Here is a 17,179-nt window from a genome sequence, read left to right on the forward strand (position 1 = left end):
TGGCGTTCGGTTGGGGCCGCCGCTACTTGGCGGTGCAGGACCCGGCGGAAACCGCCTTGCTGAAGCCGGGGGCGTCCTCAATGACCGGGCCCACCTCGGCAAGGGACAAGGCGTAGCCGATGGGCTGGTCCCCGGTGGTTTTGGCGAAAATGACTCCCGCCACCTGCCCGTCAACGTCCAGCAGCGGTCCGCCGGAATTGCCCTGCTGGACGTTCGCTGCCAGCGTGTAGACCTCCAGCACCTCCGGTGAGGTGCCGTAGATGTCACGCACGGCCACCTCGGAAAGCCCTTCGACACTCGCTGCCTGGAGCCGGAAGGGCCCGCCGGCGGGGTAACCGGCGAAGGCGGCCGTAGTACCGTCCGGCAGCGGGGCGCCTACCGGGATGGGCGCCGCGTCCAAGTCATCCACGGCGAGCACGGCGAGGTCGCGGGCCGCGTCGAAGTACACCACCCTGGCCGGCAGGACGGACCCGTCGGGAACTTCCACTACCGGCTCGTTGACGCCGGCCACCACGTGGGCATTGGTGACCACCCGGTCATCCGCCACCACAAACCCGGATCCCGTCTGGTTCTGCCCGCACTGGTAGGCCGTGCCTGTGATCTTCAGCACGGAAGCCGAAGCCTTTTCCAGTGCTGCCGAGCTGACTTCCGCGCTGGGCGGCACCGCCGTTTGCGGCGCCGCACTGTCCAGAATGGTCGGCAATCCCTCGGAGACCGTAAAGGAACGGATCTGCGCACTCCACGTCTTGACCTGTTCAGGAGTGCCGTCATCAATCGCATTGAGCACCTTGGATCCGGCAATCTGCTGGGATAGGTACGGCACGCCAAGCGTCGTGACGCTGAAGGCCAGCATGGCCATCACCAGGGCCGCAACAACCAGGTTCGCGGCCCCGCCAAGCAGCCGGTCCAGGACCCGAAGAGGCGGGAAATTCAGCCACCGCCGGATCATTCCGCCCAGCGCCGCACCAGCCGCATGCCCTATCAGGACAAGGATTACGGCGGTGGCGATCACCACTGTCAGCCGCCAGCCGTTGTCCGGCACCCATCCCGCTACGAGGGGGATGGCGAAGAACGCGGCCACGGCGCCGGCAACGAAACCGACGATTCCTCCCAGAGTCACCACCAGCCCGTTGCGCAGCCCTGCCACCAGGTAAAAAAGCAGGACAAGGAGCAGGACGATGTCCAGAAGTGTCAGTCCGAGCACTAAAAGCTCCAAAAGGGGGTTCGGGCGGCTCGACGGGGGTTGGCCGCTGCGTTTGACGAGTTTATCCGTACAACCTGAAGAACCCGTTACCGCTTCTTCGGAGCCGTGCGTGGGCCTGCTCTCTTTTTCTCATCCATAGGCGAACAAACGTGCTTCAGGTGTCACTGGCGCGTGACGTGCGGCAAGATAATAGGTAGAGAACACTATTTACAGGAGATTTCATGGATATCGAGGTACTGCGCCGCGCGCCGTTGTTCGCCTCTCTGGGAGACGACGTATTCGCCGCTCTGACCGAAGAGCTCACTGAGGTCGACCTTTCCCGCGGGGCCTCCGTTTTCCGCGAGGGCGATCAGGGCGACCAGCTCTATTTCATCGTCTCCGGAAAAATCAAGCTGGGCCGTTCAGCCCCCGACGGGCGGGAGAACCTGCTGGCTATCCTCGGCCCGGGTGAGCTGTTCGGGGAGATGGCACTGTTTGATCCCTCCCCGCGCAACGCCACGGCAACCGCCGTCTCGGAGACCCGGCTTGCCGGTCTCCGGCACGAGAACCTGCGGGCATTGATCGAGACCCGCCCCGAGGTTTCCGTCCAGTTGCTCCAGGCCCTGGCACGCCGCCTGCGCCGCACCAACGAGTCGCTGGCCGACCTCGTTTTCTCCGACGTTCCGGGCCGTGTGGCCAAGGCGCTGCTGGATCTGGCGGACCGCTTCGGCCGTCCGGCCACCGACGGCATCCTGGTAGCCCACGAGCTGACGCAGGAAGAACTGGCCCAGCTGGTTGGCGCCTCGCGTGAAACCGTGAACAAGGCCTTGGCTGAGTTCGTCCAGCGCGGCTGGCTGCGCTTGGAAGCACGCGCAGTCGTCATCCTGGACGTCCAGCGGCTGCGGCAGCGTTCGCGCTAGGCAGTTGGACACGCCCTAAAACGCAGGAGATACAGCAACGGCGCCGGACCCCTATGGGGGCCGGCGCCGTTGCTGTATCCGGCAGCATCAACGTCCGTGCGCAGAAGATCCTTCAGCGGCGCCGCCGGGATTTACGGCCAGGCGCGGTTCGCCGTCCACTTCCACCAGTTCCGGCCGGTAGACCGCAGCGGGCCGCCTGCTGGACAGGTAGGCGATGCAGCCGCGTGCCGAACCGACCTTTTCAAGGGTAATTTCGACGGCGGGAACCACCAGTTCGCCAAGGGTCAACCCCTGCGTATCCGGACGCCCGATTTCGTCGCCCAGGGCAGTGGTGTCGCGTGCGGCGACCACGTCGGCAGCAGCTTTCCACCCGGCCCATACGCCCTTGCCCTCCAGCAGTGTGGCGTCCTGGCCAACCGGAGCAATGGCGGCGAAGTAGCGGGTGTCGAAACGGCGCAGGGCAAAGTCTGCGCTGTGCCAGTTGGAGAGCGGACGCAGCAGGTCCGTCCGCAGCCCAAGGCCCCGCTTGCCGAGCAGTTCCAGGAAAGAGGCGTCCTGGGCGGCGATGGCGGTGCGGGCCGCCATCCACTCCGGGCCGCGGTTGCTTTCCAGCAGGGTGGCTTCATCCGGGCCGGCCAGCAGGACTCCGGTTTCCTCAAACAGTTCCCGGATGGCCGCTACTACGTGCCGGCGGGCCAGCCGGGAATCGTCGATCCCCATCGACTTGGCCCAGGCGGCGGGCGCAGGCCCGAACCAGGTGGCCTGCGCGTCGTCGTTCTCTTCCACGCTGCCGCCCGGGAAGGCGACCTTGCCCAGCGGGGACTCGCCCCGCCGGTAGGAGAGGTACGTTTCAGTACCGCGCGGGGAGTCCCGCAGCAGCACCACCGAGGAGGCCAGGCGCGGTTTGCGCGGCGTCCGGTCGGAGCGTTCGAACCAGCTTTGGGCCGCTACCCGCTGATCGGGCGCGACCGGAAAGAGCCGGATAGTCGAGTTAGGCAAATTCCACGATCATTTCTACTTCGACGGGCGCATCCAGCGGCAGGACGGCAACGCCGACGGCGGAGCGCGCGTGGGTTCCGGCCGCACCGAATACCTTCCCCAGAAGCTCCGAAGCGCCGTTCACAACGGCTGGCTGGCCGGTGAAGGAAGGGTCCGAAGCAACATAACCGACAACTTTCACGACGCGGCTGATGCGGTCAAGATCACCGATCTGCGCCTTTACCGCCGCCAGTGCGTTGATGGCACAGATCGCTGCGTACGACGCGGCGTCCGCCGGATCCACCTCTGCACCCACCTTGCCGGTTGCCGGAAGCGTCCCGTCCACGAACGGCAGCTGGCCGGACGTATGGACGAGGCTTCCGGTGATAACCGCCGGGACATAGGCAGCCACCGGAGCTGCGACATCGGGAAGGGTCAGGCCCAGCTCCCTCAGCCGGATCTCAACGGCCGATACTGCACCGGCAGCGGCGCTCACTGGCCTTTTTCGCGTTTCATATAGGCAACGGAACCCGTGCCGTTGGGCGCGGCAGCAATCTGCACCAGCTCCCATCCTTCGTCCCCGTGCATATTCAGGACCTGCCCGGGCGTGTGAAGCGGAAGTGGTGTAATGAAGTATTCCCATTTGGTCATAAGGGAAAGCGTAACGTGCTTGTAGACTGTCTCGCATGGCAGCACGCAAATCACCGTTCTTCGACACGGCGACCACACTCGGAAAGCTCGTCGCGTTCTTCGGCATCAGTGCTCTTTGCGGAGTCCTGGCAGCCGGTCTCCTGGTTCCGGCGGCCGCGGCAGCCGGCACCGCCGCTTCCGGCTCCATTCAGTTCTTCGACCAGCTCCCCTCGGAGCTGCAGCGCGGAGCCCTGGCCACGCCTTCCAAGATCTATGCCAATGACGGCTCGCTCATCGCCACTCTCTATGACGAGAACCGCCAGCCGGTGACCCTGGACCAGGTCTCGCCGAACATGGTGAATGCTGTCCTGGCCATCGAGGATGACCGGTACTACGAGCACGGCGGCGTGGACCTGCAGGGCATCATCAGCGCACTGGTCTCCAATGTCACCAACGACACCACGCGCGGTGCCTCCACCATCACCCAGCAGTACGTAAACAACGTCATCATTGACACCAATCGGCAGAACGACAAAGAAGTCGTTTTCAGCGGCAACAAGGACTACGGCGACAAGCTGCGGGAAATGAAGCTGGCCATTGCGGTGGAGAAGGAGCTGAGCAAGGACGAAATCCTTGAGGGCTACTTCAATATTGTTCCCTTCAGCGGCACCACCTACGGCGTCCAGGCGGCGGCACGGTACTTCTTCAATGTTGACGCCAAGGACCTGACCATCCCGCAGGCCGCCCTGCTGGCCGGCGTCGTCAACGGCACCACGTACTACAGCCCGGAACAGAACCCGGAACGCTCCCTGGAGCGCCGCAACCTGGTGCTCGAGCGCATGCTGGAAACCGGCCGCATCACGCAGGAAGAACACGACGCAGCCGTAGCCACCGGGCTGGACCTGAACGTGACCCCGGTCTCCAGCAACTGCGTGGGTGCTGCCCAGGCCCCTTATTTCTGTGACTACGTCACCCGGCTGATCACCAACGACCAGGCCTTCGGGGATACCCCCGAGGACCGCGAGAAGCTGCTTCAGCGCGGCGGCCTGGAGATCAAGACCACCCTGAACGCCACGTTCCAGAACGCGGCGCAGACTGCCATTAACGAGACTGCCAACCCGGATTCCACCGACGCCGAGATCGGCCATTCCATGGTGAGCGTGGAGCCGGGGACGGGCAAGATCCTGGTCATGGCGCAGAACACCCGGTACACGCCCGAACTTGCGCCCGGCAACTCGGTCCAGAACTTCAATGTGGACGTCTACCAGGACGGCGACAAGTCCAAGTACCTCAACGGCCTGGGCGGTTTCCAGCCCGGGTCGACGTACAAGCCCTTCACCGTTGCTGCGTGGCTTGATTCGGGCAGGACCCTGAACACCACCCTGAACGGCTCCAAGCGGACCTACCCCGTGGGAACCCGCTGGAACGCCAGCTGCTATGAGGGCGGGGCCTACGTCAGTACGGACCCGTGGACCCCCATCAACTACGGCGACAAGAACTACAAGACCACCACTGTGCTGGACGGTCTCGCCAACTCGTACAACACCATCACGCTGGCCGAGGCCCGCGAGATCGACCTGTGCAAGTACCAGCAGATGGCCTTTGCCGCCGGCGTCCACAACGGCAAGGGTGAGGAAGGCAAAGAAGAGATGCTCTCCGTGGACCCGCCGTCGACCTTCGGCGGCGGCGGCGACGCCTCGCCGCTGTCCATGGCCACCGGTTTTGCGACGTTCGCTGCCGAGGGTCTTATGTGCAAGCCAATCGCCCTTGAATCGGTGACCGGTGCCGACGGCACCGAGTACCCGGTGCCGGAGCAGTCCTGCTCGCAGGTAATGCGCAAGGAAGTTGCCCAGGGCGTCAACGTGGCCACCCAGCGGGTTATGACCAACGGCTCGGGCCTGAACCTCCAGGTAGGCGTCCCCACAGCCGGCAAAACCGGTACCAACGACTACCGTTCGCAGACCTGGTTCATGGGCTACAGCACCGGCATGGCAACCGCGTCATGGATCGGCAACTGGAAAGCCAACAACACCACCATGTCGGACAAGCTGATCGGCGGCCGGGTCTATCCCGAAATTGACGGTTCGTTGATTGCCGGCCCGTCGTGGAAGAACTTCATCCAGCGCATTGCCGGACAGTACACGGCGAATCCGTTCACCGCTCCGCCTGCCAGCATCATGGGCGGCGGGCAGCCGAAGGCAACGGTCCCGGCTCCTCCGGCAGCCCCCGCGGCTGACAAGGACACGCCCGCTGCTCCTGCGCCCGCTGCTCCTGCACCTGCTGCTCCTGCTCCCGGGGGTGACGGCACCGGCAACAACGGTGGTGGAAACGGTGGTGGAAACGGTGGTGGAAACGACGGCGGCAACAACGGCAACGGCAACGGCAACGGTGGCAACCCGGGCGGCGGTGGCGGCGGCGCCGGAGGGAACGGTTAGTGTCCGCTTTTCCCCTCGCGTCAACGGTACGGAAAGCGGCTTGGCTGGCCGGGGGCGTCGCTGCGAGCGGCGCATCTGCGCTGGCCTACGGCTGCTTTATTGAACGCAACCTCTTCAGCGTCCGGGAGGAGATCGTCAGGGTCCTTCCGGCTGGAAGTGTGCCCTTGCGGGTCCTGCACCTTTCCGACATCCACTTTGTTCCCGGCCAGGACCGCAAGGTCCGCTGGCTGCAGGGGCTGGCGGACCTGGAGCCGGACCTGGTGGTGAACACCGGTGACAACCTCAGCCATCTCCAGGCGGTGCCTCCGGTGCTGGAGGCGCTCAAACCGGTGATGCGGTTCCCGGGAGTGTTTGTGCCGGGGTCAAACGACTACTACGCGCCCGTGCTGAAAAACCCGTTCACCTATTTCACCGGGCCGTCCAAGCACAAGCGGACCCCGGACGAACTTCCGTTCGGCTCCCTCTTCGGGGCGTTCCGCGAAGCCGGCTGGCGGGACCTCACCAATACCGGCACCGTTATGGACCTGGCCGGTCTGCGCCTGAACTTCTCCGGTGTGGACGACCCGCACCTCAAACGCGACCGGTATCAGGGCTTCCGTGACCTTGACGACGCCGACAGCACCGGCGGTACGGCGGTACCGGCACCCGAAGTAAAGATCGGCGTTGCCCACGCTCCGTACCAGCGGGTGCTCAACCAGTTCACCGGTGGTGGAGCCGACATTATCCTGGCCGGCCACACGCACGGCGGACAGGTGTGCATTCCCGGGTACGGCGCCCTCGTCAGCAACTGCGACCTGCCCACCTGGCAGGCCAAAGGCCTCACGTCGTGGGCCCACGGGGGACGCCGGGTTCCCCTGAATGTCTCCGCAGGCATCGGAACCTCCCGGTTCGCTCCGGTGCGGTTTGCCTGCCGCCCCGAAGCGGTCCTGCTAACCCTCACGGCCCGCGACTCCTGACCGGCGCAGGCCCGGAAAACCGGCCTCCGGCGGGGGCAGCGGAGGCCGGTTTCGCAGAATCGGGGTTTGTCTAGTATCCTTGTAAAGTTGCTTCGCGAGGTGGTCAAAGACCTTCGAAACAATGGTTACGGGGTGTGGCGCAGCTTGGTAGCGCGCGTCGTTCGGGACGACGAGGTCGCAGGTTCAAATCCTGTCACCCCGACCAGCAAGGCTCCGGTCAGAGAAATCTGACCGGAGCCTTTTGCGTTAAGCGGACACTTTTATGGGTGAGCGGGCTCTCTTGCCTTAGCGGCAGCTGCCGGCGCCCTGCGGCTGCAGGGCGCCGGCCGGACGCTCCTACACGAACGCTTTGCCCGTCAGCCGCTCGTACGCCTCAACGTAGCGGGCGCGGGTGCGTTCCACGACGTCGTCCGGCAGCGCCGGGGGCGGGGTGTCCGATGCCTTGTCCCAGCCGGAGGCGGGCGAGGTAAGCCAGTCCCGCACATACTGCTTGTCGAAGGAGGGCTGTGCCTGTCCCGGGGCGTACAGGGCCGCGTCCCAGAACCGGGAGGAGTCCGGGGTCAGTACTTCATCGCCCAGGGTGACTGTCCCGGTTGCCGGATCCAGGCCAAACTCCACTTTGGTGTCGGCCAGGATGATGCCGCGTTCCCGGGCGATGGCCTCGGCCCGGGTATAGATGTCCAAGGTCAGCGACCTCAGCTGCTCCGCCGTCCCGGCACCCACTGTATCCACCACGGCCTCGTAGGTGATGTTCTCGTCGTGCTCGCCCTGTTCGGCCTTGGCGGACGGCGTGAAGACCGCCGGCGCAATCCGGGATCCGTCAACCAGTCCGCCCGGCAGCGGCAGCCCGCACACGGTCTGTGAAGCGCGGTACTCTGCCAGGCCTGAGCCGGTCAGGTAGCCGCGGGCAATGCATTCCACCGGGTACATGTCCAGCTTCCTGCAGATCATTGCCCGCCCGGCAACCGCCTCCGGGATGCCCTCGTCCGCGGACAGGACGTGGTTGGGCACCTCGGCCAGCTGCTCGAACCACCACAGGCTCAGCTGGGTCAGGATGCGGCCCTTGTCCGGGATAATGCTGGAGAGCACATGGTCATACGCGCTGATCCGGTCCGAGGCCACCACCAGGACCCGGCCGTCCCCGGTTTCCTCCGCCTCGCCGATGGGCACATAGAGATCGCGGACCTTCCCGGAATAGACGTGCCGCCAGCCCGGCAGCTCGGGCGCCGAGCCCAGCCCGCTCATGCCAGGTCCCCTTCAATGGCTGCTTCCGGCCGGGCGCCGGCACTGCCCTCGGGCACCTGCACTTCCCCCCGCGCGGCCTTCAACGCAATGTCGGTGCGGTGCTGGGAGCCCTCCAGCCGGATGAGGTCCACTCCCGCGTAGGCACGCTCCCGTGCGGCGGCCAGGTCCTCCCCCAGTCCGACGACGGCGAGCACCCGGCCCCCGGCGCTGCGCACCTTGTCCTTCTTCAGCCGTGTCCCGGCGTGCAGCACGTGTACGCCGTCAAGCCGTTCGGCCTTCTTCAGGCCGCGCACCCGGTCACCGGTACGGGGCGCGTCCGGATAGTTTTCGGCGGCAACCACGACGGCGACGGCCGGGCGCGGGTCCCACTTGAGCTGTTCCATGGCGTCCAGTTCGCCCTTGGCTGCTGCCATCAGCAGTCCGCCCAGCGGTGTCTTCAGCCGGGCGAGCACGGCCTGCGTTTCCGGGTCCCCGAAGCGGGCGTTGAACTCGATGACCCGCACCCCGCGGGTGGTCAGCGCCAGGCCGCAGTACAGGACGCCCACAAAGGGGGTGCCGCGGGATGCCATTTCATCGATGGTGGGCTGGGCAACCCGGTGGACCACGTCATCGACGAGCCCGGCAGGTGCCCAGTCGAGCGGCGAATAGGCGCCCATGCCGCCGGTGTTGGGTCCGGCGTCGTCGTCGAACACGCGTTTGAAGTCCTGGGCGGGTGCCAGCGGCACCACGTGCCGGCCGTCCGAGAGGACAAAAAGGGACACTTCGGGACCGTCCAGGAACTCCTCGATGACCACGCTCCCGCCGGCGTCGAAGCAGGCCCGGGCATGTTCGAGTGCGGCATCCCGGTCCGCCGTCACCACCACGCCTTTGCCTGCGGCCAGCCCGTCATCCTTGACCACGAAGGGGGCGCCGAAGGTGTCAAGGGCATCCGCGGCTTCATCCGCCGTCTTGGCCACCCGGGCCATGGCGGTGGGGACGTTGGCCGCCGCCATGACCTGCTTCGCGAAGGCCTTGGATGCTTCCAGCTGCGCAGCGGCGCGGGAGGGGCCGAAGACCGCGACACCGGCCTCCCGCAGGGCGTCGGCCACCCCGGCGGCAAGCGGCGCCTCGGGGCCGATCACCACCAGGTCTGAGCCGAGGGAGAGCGCGAGCTCCGTCACGGCCTGCGGATCAGCAGCATCCACGGGGTGCACGGGAACCAGCTGCGCAATACCGGCGTTGCCGGGGGCTGCGTGGACCTCGCGGACATACGGGTCGGCTAAGAGGGATCGGACAAGGGCATGTTCGCGGCCGCCTGGGCCAACAACGAGTACCTTCACAGTAGTTCAGGGTACTTGCTGGCGTCGGACCCCCGAAAGCAACTCCCCCACATGACGCGCCGGCCCCTGAGTCCACCTGCCTGCTACCTATTTGCTCTTCGCGGGTACCCGCATGCGTGGGCACCATTGCAGGTAGCCGGCACCCGTCCGATAGTGGAACTGCGGCAGGCGCCGCAGGCAGCGCACTCCGCGGACCGGCGGGGGGCAGCAAGATCGACGGCGGTGCCGGGGCCGTCATCGCCGGCTTGCCCCCCGCGGACTCCGCACCCGCTTAGACTGAATGGCATGCCTGCAACTTTTACCGCGTCCGACGCCGTTGAACTGGCCGTACTTGAGCGCAACGGTTTCATTGAATCCCGCCACATCGGCTCCGCCGTCGTAATGGCCGGCGACGGGACCGTGGTCACCGAACTCGGCGACATCACTTCCCCCATCTTTCCGCGCTCCACGCTGAAGCCGTTCCAGGCTGTGGCCGCCATGCAGGCCGGAGTCCCGTTGCGCGGTGCGCAGGTGGCACTGGCCGCGGCGAGCCACGTGGGCTCTCGCGAGCACATGGACGTGGTGCGCGGGATGCTGTCCGCGGCCGGCGTCACCGAAGGCCACCTGCAGTGTCCCGAGGACTGGCCGCAGGACACCGAGGCCCGCAACGAACTGATCCGGGAGGGCAAGGGGCCGCAGCGTCTGGCCTTCAACTGTTCGGGCAAGCACGCCGCGTTCCTGTGGGCCTGCACCGAGAACAACTGGGACCACGCCACATACCTGGATCCCCGGCATCCACTGCAGCAGCGCATTGCCGAAGTGATCGAGGAATTCACCGGCGAGACCGTGCAGCACTGGGCCGTAGACGGCTGCGGCGCGCCGTTGGCCGCTGTGTCCCTGACCGGGCTCGCACGCGGCATCGGGCGGCTGGCCAAGGCTCCGTCCGGCAAACACGGCAACGCCCGTGCCGCTACCGTGGCCACCGCCATGCTGGACTACCCGTGGGCTGTCCACGGGCACGGCCGGGAGAACACCATTGTGATGGAAGACCTGGGCATCATCGCGAAGAACGGCGCCGAGGGCGTTCTGGTGCTGGGCACCGAGACGGGCGCCTCGGTGGCCCTGAAGATGCTTGACGGCAGCACCCGCGCCGCCTCGCTGGTGGGCCTGACGCTGCTCGCTGCCAGCGGCGCGGTGGATCCGCTGGCCGTGGAGAAGGTCCTGGCAAAAATCATGCAGCCGGTGCTGGGCGGCGGACGCCCGGTGGGCAGCCTCCGGCTGGGCGCACCCGTCACCGCACTGCTGGGCTAGCGGTGGCACGGCGCCGGATCACCGCCGAGGACGGACGGTCTGCCCTGCGGGCCGCCGCCGGCGGCGGAGCTGACCGCAACACCACCGCCACTGCGGTGCGTTACGCCTTGGAGGAACTCGCTGCCCGCGCTCCGGGCAACAGCGTGGAGGTACGGGTTCCGCCGTTTGGCGTTACGCAGTGCGTGGCCGGGCCGCGGCATACCCGCGGCACCCCGCCCAACGTCATCGAGACCGACGGCGCCACCTGGCTTGCGCTGGCCACCGGGCAGCAGACCTGGGCCGACGCCGTCGCGGCCGGGAAGGTCGCAGCATCCGGGCTGCGCGCGGACCTTGCGGACGTGCTTCCGCTGTTCCCGGCCAGCCGCTAGGCGCGCAGCCGGACCGCCCGCAGCCCAGCCGGGTGCTCCCGTCCGGCGCCGGGCTGTTCAGCGCCGGGTTGTTCAGCGCCGGGTTGTTCAGCGCCGGGAACGCGGCCGGGTGTTTACGGCCGGTAGAATCGAAGCATGCAGCACACCCCCGAGCGCCGCGAGATCACGGTCCGCCGCGCCCCACGCTTTGTCCCTTTTATGGCGCTGGGAGTGATCGCCGGATTCATTGCCGCCATTGTTCTCGCCTACGGCGGCCCGGAGGATCCCGAGTTCACCCGCTCCGCAACGCTGGGCTTCTTCACCATGATGTTCGCTATGCCGGGCCTGGCGCTGGGCGCCCTGCTGGCCCTGCTGCTTGACTGGCTCAGCGTGCGCAAGAGCCGCCGCGCCACGGTGGAGGGACTGGATTCCGGCGAACCGGAGAGCTAGCGAACAGCGGCATGCGTAACGTTGCGCGCATACGGACGTGAGGCATCTATCAGCGTGAGACAATGCTCTCATGGCACGCGGAGACGGACAGCTTTCCCATGATCTACTGCCCGGCGAAAAAGGCCCACAGGATGCCTGTGGAGTCTTTGGCGTCTGGGCCCCCGGCGAAGAGGTAGCAAAGCTTACCTATTACGGGTTGTACGCACTACAGCACCGGGGGCAGGAATCGGCGGGCATCGCCACAAGCGACGGCAACCGCATCAGCGTCTACAAGGACATGGGCCTGGTCTCCCAGGTCTTTGACGAGACCACGCTCAACACCCTCGTGGGGCATATCGCCGTCGGGCACTGCCGGTATTCCACCACCGGCGCGTCGCACTGGGCCAATGCCCAGCCCACTCTGGGCGCCACCGCCGCCGGCACCGTGGCCCTGGCGCACAACGGCAACCTGACCAACTCCGCTGAACTGTATGAACTGATCATCGAACGCGAGGGCCGGCCCCGCTCCGGGGAAATAGCCCAGGGAAACACGTCAGACACCGCTTTGGTCACCGCCCTGCTCAACGGCAGCGACGGCCGCTCCCTCGAAGACACGGCCATGGAACTGCTGCCCAAACTGCGCGGCGCGTTCTCCTTCGTGTTTATGGACGAAGGCACGTTGTACGCCGCACGCGACACCTACGGGGTTCGCCCCCTGGTCCTCGGCCGGCTGGAACGCGGCTGGGTGGTGGCTTCGGAAGGTTCCGCACTGGCCACCGTAGGCGCCAGCTTCATCCGGGAAATCAAGCCCGGTGAATTCATTGCCATCGACGATAACGGCGTCCGCAGCCGGACTTTCGGGCAGCCGACGCCGGCCGGCTGCGTCTTCGAATACGTCTATCTGGCCCGTCCGGACGCCACCATCGCCGGACGCTCCGTCTACGAATCCCGCGTTGAGATGGGCCGCCAGCTGGCCCGGGAACACCCGGTGGAAGCAGACATCGTGATCCCGGTGCCGGAGTCGGGCACACCCGCCGCCGTGGGATACGCCGAGGAATCGGGCATCCCCTTCGCCCACGGCTTCGTCAAGAATTCCTACGTGGGGCGGACCTTCATCCAGCCCAGCCAGACCCTGCGCCAGCTGGGCATCAAGCTCAAGCTCAATGCCCTGGAATCAGTGATCCGCGGCAAGCGCGTGGTGGTGGTGGACGACTCGATTGTGCGCGGCAACACCCAGCGAGCCATTGTTCGGATGCTGCACGAAGCCGGCGCCGTGGAAGTCCACGTCAAAATCTCCTCACCGCCGGTAAAGTGGCCGTGTTTCTACGGCATCGATTTCGCATCCCGCGCCGAGCTCATCGCCAATGGAGCCGCCGTGGAGGAGATCCGGGCGTCCATCGGTGCGGACAGCTTGGCCTACATCTCCGAAGACGGCATGATCGGGGCGACCCGCCAGCCGCGGGAACGCCTGTGCACGGCCTGCTTCACCGGCGTTTACCCCATCGAGCTGCCCTCCGCGGACCGGCTGGGCAAGAACCTCCTGGAAGCGGACGCCGGGAACCCTGCGGAGAGCAGCGGGGCCAACGGCTGCGACCCCGGCCCGGACAGCGAATACGAGAACCTGCTCAACGATTCCGAAAAGAAAGAGGCCGTATGAACGCGCCCGACACCTCCATCACCTACGCCTCCGCAGGGGTGGACGTTGAAGCCGGCGACAAAGCCGTTGAACTGATGAAGGCCGCGGTGAAGGCCACACACAATTCCTCGGTCCTCGGCGGGGTGGGCGGTTTCGCCGGGCTCTATGACGCATCCAAACTGCTGTCGTACACCAAGCCGCTGCTGGCGACGTCCACGGACGGCGTGGGAACCAAGGTGGCCATTGCCCAGGCGCTGGACATCCACGACACCATCGGCTTCGATCTGGTGGGCATGGTGGTGGACGACATCGTCGTGGTCGGCGCCGAGCCGCTCTTTATGACGGACTACATCGCCTGCGGCAAAGTGGTACCGGAGCGGATCGCCGGCATTGTCCGCGGTATTGCCGCCGCCTGCGAGGTGGCCGGCACGGCCCTGGTGGGCGGGGAAACCGCCGAACATCCAGGACTGCTGGGCGAAAACGAGTACGACGTCGCCGGTGCCGCTACCGGTGTTGTCGAAGCGGACCGGCTGCTGGGCCCGGACCGGGTGCGCCGCGGCGACGTGGTGATCGGGATGGCTTCTTCCGGAATCCACTCCAACGGCTATTCCCTGGTCCGCCGCGTGATCAACCACGCCGGCTGGCAGTTGGAACGCCAGGTCTCGGAACTGGGCCGGACACTGGGCGAAGAACTGCTCGAGCCAACCCGCGTCTACGCGGCAGACTGCCTGGATCTGGCCCGGTACGACGCAGCCGGTGTGCATGGCTTCAGTCACGTGACCGGCGGCGGACTGGCCGCCAACCTGGCCCGGGTCCTGCCCAAGGGGCTGCAGGCCACAGTGGACCGCTCCACCTGGGAACTCCCGCCGGTGTTCAAGCTCATTGCCGAACTGGGCAACGTGCCCCAGCCGGACCTGGAACGCACCCTGAACCTGGGCGTGGGCATGGTGGCGATTGTGGACGCTGGCGGCGCCGATGCCGCACTGCGGCGGCTGGCTGCATTGGGAGTGCCCGCCTGGGTGATGGGCAGCGTGGGCGACGCCCAGGCGCCGGACGGCCCCGACGTCGACTTCGTCCAGGGCGCCAAGGGCGTGGACGGCGGAGCGGTGCGGCTGGTCGGCAGCTACGCCTGACGAGGCAGCAGGACGGCCCCGGACCGCCCGGTCCGGGGCCGTCTGCGTCCGGCCGCCCGGCAAGCCCGGCGTTAACGCCAATCAGCGGACCCACCCGAAGGTGGTCCGCTGAAAGGATGGCAATTGGCCAATGTATTGAGGCTGCCGCTAGCCTGCGCGGCGATTGCCCTCATCATCGTCATCGTCGCCAAATTGATCCGCGTACTTATCCTCGTACGCCGAGTAGTCGGGCTCAGCCGGCTCCTCGGGATATCGACTGGATGGACGGCTCGTCGGTCCAGAAAGCTCACGCTGGAGCGCCGAGTAGTCCGTGGCAGGGGTGAAGTACTTCATCTCCCGTGCCTGCTTGGTTGCTTTTGCCTTTTGACGGCCGCGCCCCATGGCGTGACCCCCTTTTTGCGTCGATCCGGAGGCGGGTCGTTCGGGCAGATGAACGAGGCCTCGGAATATTTGGTCAATTTGTCGTAAGTACAGATTACATGTTTTCCCGCCGCCTTGTGCCCCCTGCAGTTCCGTCCGGGCTGCCCCGGGAGCACATCAGGCCGGCCTCCCCTGCACCTGCCCCTGCGCCGCCCCCCGAATATTGGCTAAAGTCAGGGGTAGATACAGTTTTGGGGCGCATCACAGCGCCACCTACAGGGAGGACCACCGTTCACCATGAGCGATCAGAAAAATACACCGGGGGCGGACTCTCCGCTACCGGAGGAGGCAGGAAACCCCACTGCTTTCCCCGATCTGAGCGCGCATTCGGACTCCCCTGCCTGGCTATCCGCCGACGGAAGCCACGACACAGGCCTGTGGGAGCGCACTTTCGCCGACAGCGGTGCTGCTGCCGACACGGGCGCGCAGCCGGCCGAACCAGCGGGCGCCGATGCCGATGAGACGTCGGAGAAAGCCGATGAGGCACCGGGAAAAAAGACTGCCGTTGCAACGGCTGTGGGTGCCGTCCTCTCCCGCCTGGCGGACAGGGCAACACGAGCAGGGAAAGGCGCCGACAGTTCCGAGGCGGTTGCCGGTACCGGGTCCCCCGAGTCCGCAGAACGTGCAGAACGTGCAGAACGTGCAGACGATGACACTGTGCCCGCAGAGGCTGCAGACGATGACACTGTGACTGCAGAAGGTGACGCTGTAGCCGCGGAATCCGCACCCGAGCATGACGCCGTGCATGCGGAGGGCGCTGATGCTGACTCCCAGTCAACCGAAAGCGCCGGCGACAACCCGTCCGCCGAAAGTTCCGGCGTCGAAAGCACCGCGGACGAACCCGGGGACATGGAGGACGACGTGGAACTGCCGCCGGAACCGGTGGTAGTGGCCCCCGAGGAGCTGGAGCTGGAAGAGCCGTCCCTGGCCGAACCGGCACTGAGCAGTGACGCGGTGGAGGCCGCCGAGCTTGAGGACGTGGCTTCCGAAACAGCCGCCGTGGAGGCCAATGCCGCCGAAGCGGGCCGGCTTTCCGGTCTCGAGCCCGCTCCTGCCGGCGCAGAGATTCGGGTTGACCCCGCAGCTGAAGAAGCAGCCGAAACGGACCCCGAAGCCCCCGACGCGGCGCAGGCAGGACCGGGCTCGCCGGAGACCGGACGCCAAGAACCCGCGGCCGAAGAAGCCGTAGGCGAAGAACCCGCAGCTGAAGAAGTTGTAGGCGAAGAACCCGCGGCTGAAGAAGCCGTAGGCGAAGAACCCGCAGCCGAAGAAGCCGTAGGCGAAGAACCCGCAGCCGAAGAAGCCGTAGTTGAAGAACCCGCGGCTGAGGACACCGAGGAAGGGGCTGGGGAAGCCCCGTCCGAAGCCCGGTCCGACGCCGGGCCGAAGGATGCACCCGGCCTGCTGCACGGAATCAATGCAGCGGCGCCCGTGACGGATGCCTTGCCGGCGCAGGACAAGGCTGAAGCCGAAGACACACCCGAGCCGGAGCCAACAACGGCTTCGGTTCCGACCGGCGATACCCGCCGTTCCCGCCGTCTGGCGGAAAGCCAGGCTGCTGCCGCTGCCGCCGGCGCCGCGCGGAAGCCTAAAGCAGACGCCACGGGCCAGACGCCGGCAGTTGAGGAGCCGGGTGCCCCGGCACCGGCCCCCGCAACCGCAGCAGGTCCGGCCAAGGGCACAGGCAGACGCAACACCAAGCTGCTGCTGGTGATCGGCGGCGTAGTCCTGGCCGCCGTCGTTGCCATCCTCCTGGTGGTCTTCGTCTTTAACGGCAAGGGCGAAGGGGTGGTCAGCGAAAACGTCAGCCCCGTGGACCTGGAAGCCGGCGCCTGCCTGCAGGACTGGGAGGACGTGAACTCCACTGCCGACGTCGTCACCTGCGAGACTCCGCACGACGCCCAGCTGGTGGCATCGGAGCGGTTCGAGGGCAGCGACGACTTCCCCGGCACAGCCGCCCTGGAAGACCGGGTCAACGAGGTGTGCGCCGCCGTGGACTACGCCGATAGCGCCTCGTCCTACCCGGATCTCAAGGTCGCCAAGTCCATCCCCACGGAGCAGACCTGGTCCAACGGAGACCGCCGGCTGGACTGCTTTGTATTCAGCCCAGAAGGCCAGGAACTGACGGAGTCCCTGATCCGGACCAACTAGCCGGCAGCAACAAACAAACGAACGAACGGCGTGGGGGGGGGGGGGGGGGGGGGGCGCCGCGGGGGGGGGGGGGGGGGGGGGGGTGTGTGTGGGGGGGGGGGGGGGGG

16 protein-coding genes and 1 tRNA gene are annotated in these 17,179 nt (G+C 66.6%); 10 read left to right on the plus strand and 7 right to left on the minus strand.

The annotated features are described in order from the left end of the window. Positions 1-22: 22 nt before the first annotated feature. The gene (locus LOC57_RS02610) at positions 23-1,204 is read right to left on the minus strand and encodes a MarP family serine protease (RefSeq protein WP_229957891.1); all 1,182 of its coding nucleotides are present in this window, start codon (positions 1,202-1,204) and stop codon (positions 23-25) included. Between the two features lie 221 nt (positions 1,205-1,425). Between LOC57_RS02610 and LOC57_RS02615 the strand changes: the two genes are divergently transcribed. Continuing rightward, positions 1,426-2,103 carry a Crp/Fnr family transcriptional regulator gene (locus tag LOC57_RS02615; protein WP_146360700.1) on the plus strand — a complete coding sequence of 226 codons (678 nt, stop codon included), beginning with the start codon at positions 1,426-1,428 and terminating at the stop codon, positions 2,101-2,103. 87 nt (positions 2,104-2,190) lie between these two features. On the opposite strand, the gene LOC57_RS02620 is transcribed toward LOC57_RS02615, so the two are convergent. The 3 genes from LOC57_RS02620 to LOC57_RS02630 are packed head-to-tail and all read right to left on the minus strand — an operon-like array spanning position 2,191 to position 3,732. Next, positions 2,191-3,102, minus strand: a complete 912-nt coding sequence (locus LOC57_RS02620) for an NUDIX hydrolase (protein WP_227912595.1) — start codon at positions 3,100-3,102, stop codon at positions 2,191-2,193. Beyond that, entirely contained in the window at positions 3,095-3,577 is a 483-nt protein-coding gene (locus LOC57_RS02625; protein ID WP_227912594.1) for a RidA family protein, read from the minus strand. Before LOC57_RS02625 ends, LOC57_RS02620 begins: the two co-directional genes overlap by 8 nt. After that, on the minus strand, positions 3,574-3,732 hold the full coding sequence (locus LOC57_RS02630) for a DUF4177 domain-containing protein (protein WP_227912593.1): 159 nt from the start codon (positions 3,730-3,732) through the stop codon (positions 3,574-3,576). The genes LOC57_RS02625 and LOC57_RS02630 overlap by 4 nt, the downstream gene beginning before the upstream one ends. 35 nt (positions 3,733-3,767) lie before the next feature. On the opposite strand from LOC57_RS02630, the gene LOC57_RS02635 reads away from it, so the two are divergent. The 3 genes from LOC57_RS02635 (at position 3,768) to LOC57_RS02645 (ending at position 7,307) form a co-directional block, all read left to right on the plus strand. After that, positions 3,768-6,146 (plus strand): transglycosylase domain-containing protein, encoded by a 2,379-nt coding sequence (locus LOC57_RS02635; RefSeq protein WP_229957893.1) that lies wholly within the window; start codon positions 3,768-3,770, stop codon positions 6,144-6,146. Further along, positions 6,146-7,102 carry a metallophosphoesterase gene (locus tag LOC57_RS02640; RefSeq protein ID WP_229957901.1) on the plus strand — a complete coding sequence of 319 codons (957 nt, stop codon included), beginning with the start codon at positions 6,146-6,148 and terminating at the stop codon, positions 7,100-7,102. Before LOC57_RS02635 ends, LOC57_RS02640 begins: the two co-directional genes overlap by 1 nt. Positions 7,103-7,230: 128 nt before the next feature. Beyond that, positions 7,231-7,307, plus strand: a tRNA-Pro gene (locus tag LOC57_RS02645). A gap of 131 nt (positions 7,308-7,438) precedes the next feature. Here LOC57_RS02645 and LOC57_RS02650 read toward each other — a convergent pair. Continuing rightward, positions 7,439-8,347 (minus strand): phosphoribosylaminoimidazolesuccinocarboxamide synthase, encoded by a 909-nt coding sequence (locus LOC57_RS02650; RefSeq protein WP_229957903.1) that lies wholly within the window; start codon positions 8,345-8,347, stop codon positions 7,439-7,441. Continuing rightward, positions 8,344-9,666: a phosphoribosylamine--glycine ligase gene (gene purD / locus LOC57_RS02655; protein ID WP_229957905.1), complete on the minus strand. Its 1,323-nt coding sequence runs from the start codon at positions 9,664-9,666 to the stop codon at positions 8,344-8,346. The genes LOC57_RS02650 and purD overlap by 4 nt, the downstream gene beginning before the upstream one ends. Positions 9,667-9,951: 285 nt before the next feature. On the opposite strand from purD, the gene LOC57_RS02660 reads away from it, so the two are divergent. From LOC57_RS02660 to purM, 5 genes are all read left to right on the plus strand, one after another. Beyond that, complete coding sequence (locus tag LOC57_RS02660; RefSeq protein WP_227912588.1) at positions 9,952-10,956, plus strand: asparaginase; 1,005 nt, start codon at positions 9,952-9,954, stop codon at positions 10,954-10,956. Between the two features lie 2 nt (positions 10,957-10,958). Further along, positions 10,959-11,324 carry a sterol carrier family protein gene (locus tag LOC57_RS02665; RefSeq protein ID WP_227925391.1) on the plus strand — a complete coding sequence of 122 codons (366 nt, stop codon included), beginning with the start codon at positions 10,959-10,961 and terminating at the stop codon, positions 11,322-11,324. Positions 11,325-11,459: 135 nt separating this feature from the next. Then, positions 11,460-11,753 (plus strand): hypothetical protein, encoded by a 294-nt coding sequence (locus tag LOC57_RS02670; RefSeq protein WP_227912586.1) that lies wholly within the window; start codon positions 11,460-11,462, stop codon positions 11,751-11,753. Between the two features lie 70 nt (positions 11,754-11,823). Further along, on the plus strand, positions 11,824-13,389 hold the full coding sequence (gene purF / locus LOC57_RS02675) for an amidophosphoribosyltransferase (RefSeq protein ID WP_227912585.1): 1,566 nt from the start codon (positions 11,824-11,826) through the stop codon (positions 13,387-13,389). Beyond that, positions 13,386-14,501: a phosphoribosylformylglycinamidine cyclo-ligase gene (gene purM / locus LOC57_RS02680; protein WP_227912584.1), complete on the plus strand. Its 1,116-nt coding sequence runs from the start codon at positions 13,386-13,388 to the stop codon at positions 14,499-14,501. Before purF ends, purM begins: the two co-directional genes overlap by 4 nt. Before the next feature lie 147 nt (positions 14,502-14,648). Here the strand turns inward: purM and LOC57_RS02685 are convergent, their stop codons facing one another. Continuing rightward, a complete protein-coding gene (locus tag LOC57_RS02685) occupies positions 14,649-14,882 on the minus strand; it encodes a DUF3073 domain-containing protein (protein WP_227912583.1) in 234 nt (77 codons plus the stop codon). A gap of 276 nt (positions 14,883-15,158) precedes the next feature. Between LOC57_RS02685 and LOC57_RS02690 the strand changes: the two genes are divergently transcribed. Next, positions 15,159-17,072, plus strand: a complete 1,914-nt coding sequence (locus tag LOC57_RS02690) for a septum formation family protein (RefSeq protein WP_229957907.1) — start codon at positions 15,159-15,161, stop codon at positions 17,070-17,072. Positions 17,073-17,179: the final 107 nt, after the last annotated feature.

This window comes from Arthrobacter sp. zg-Y750 (assembly GCF_020907365.1).
GTDB lineage: Bacteria > Actinomycetota > Actinomycetes > Actinomycetales > Micrococcaceae > Arthrobacter_B.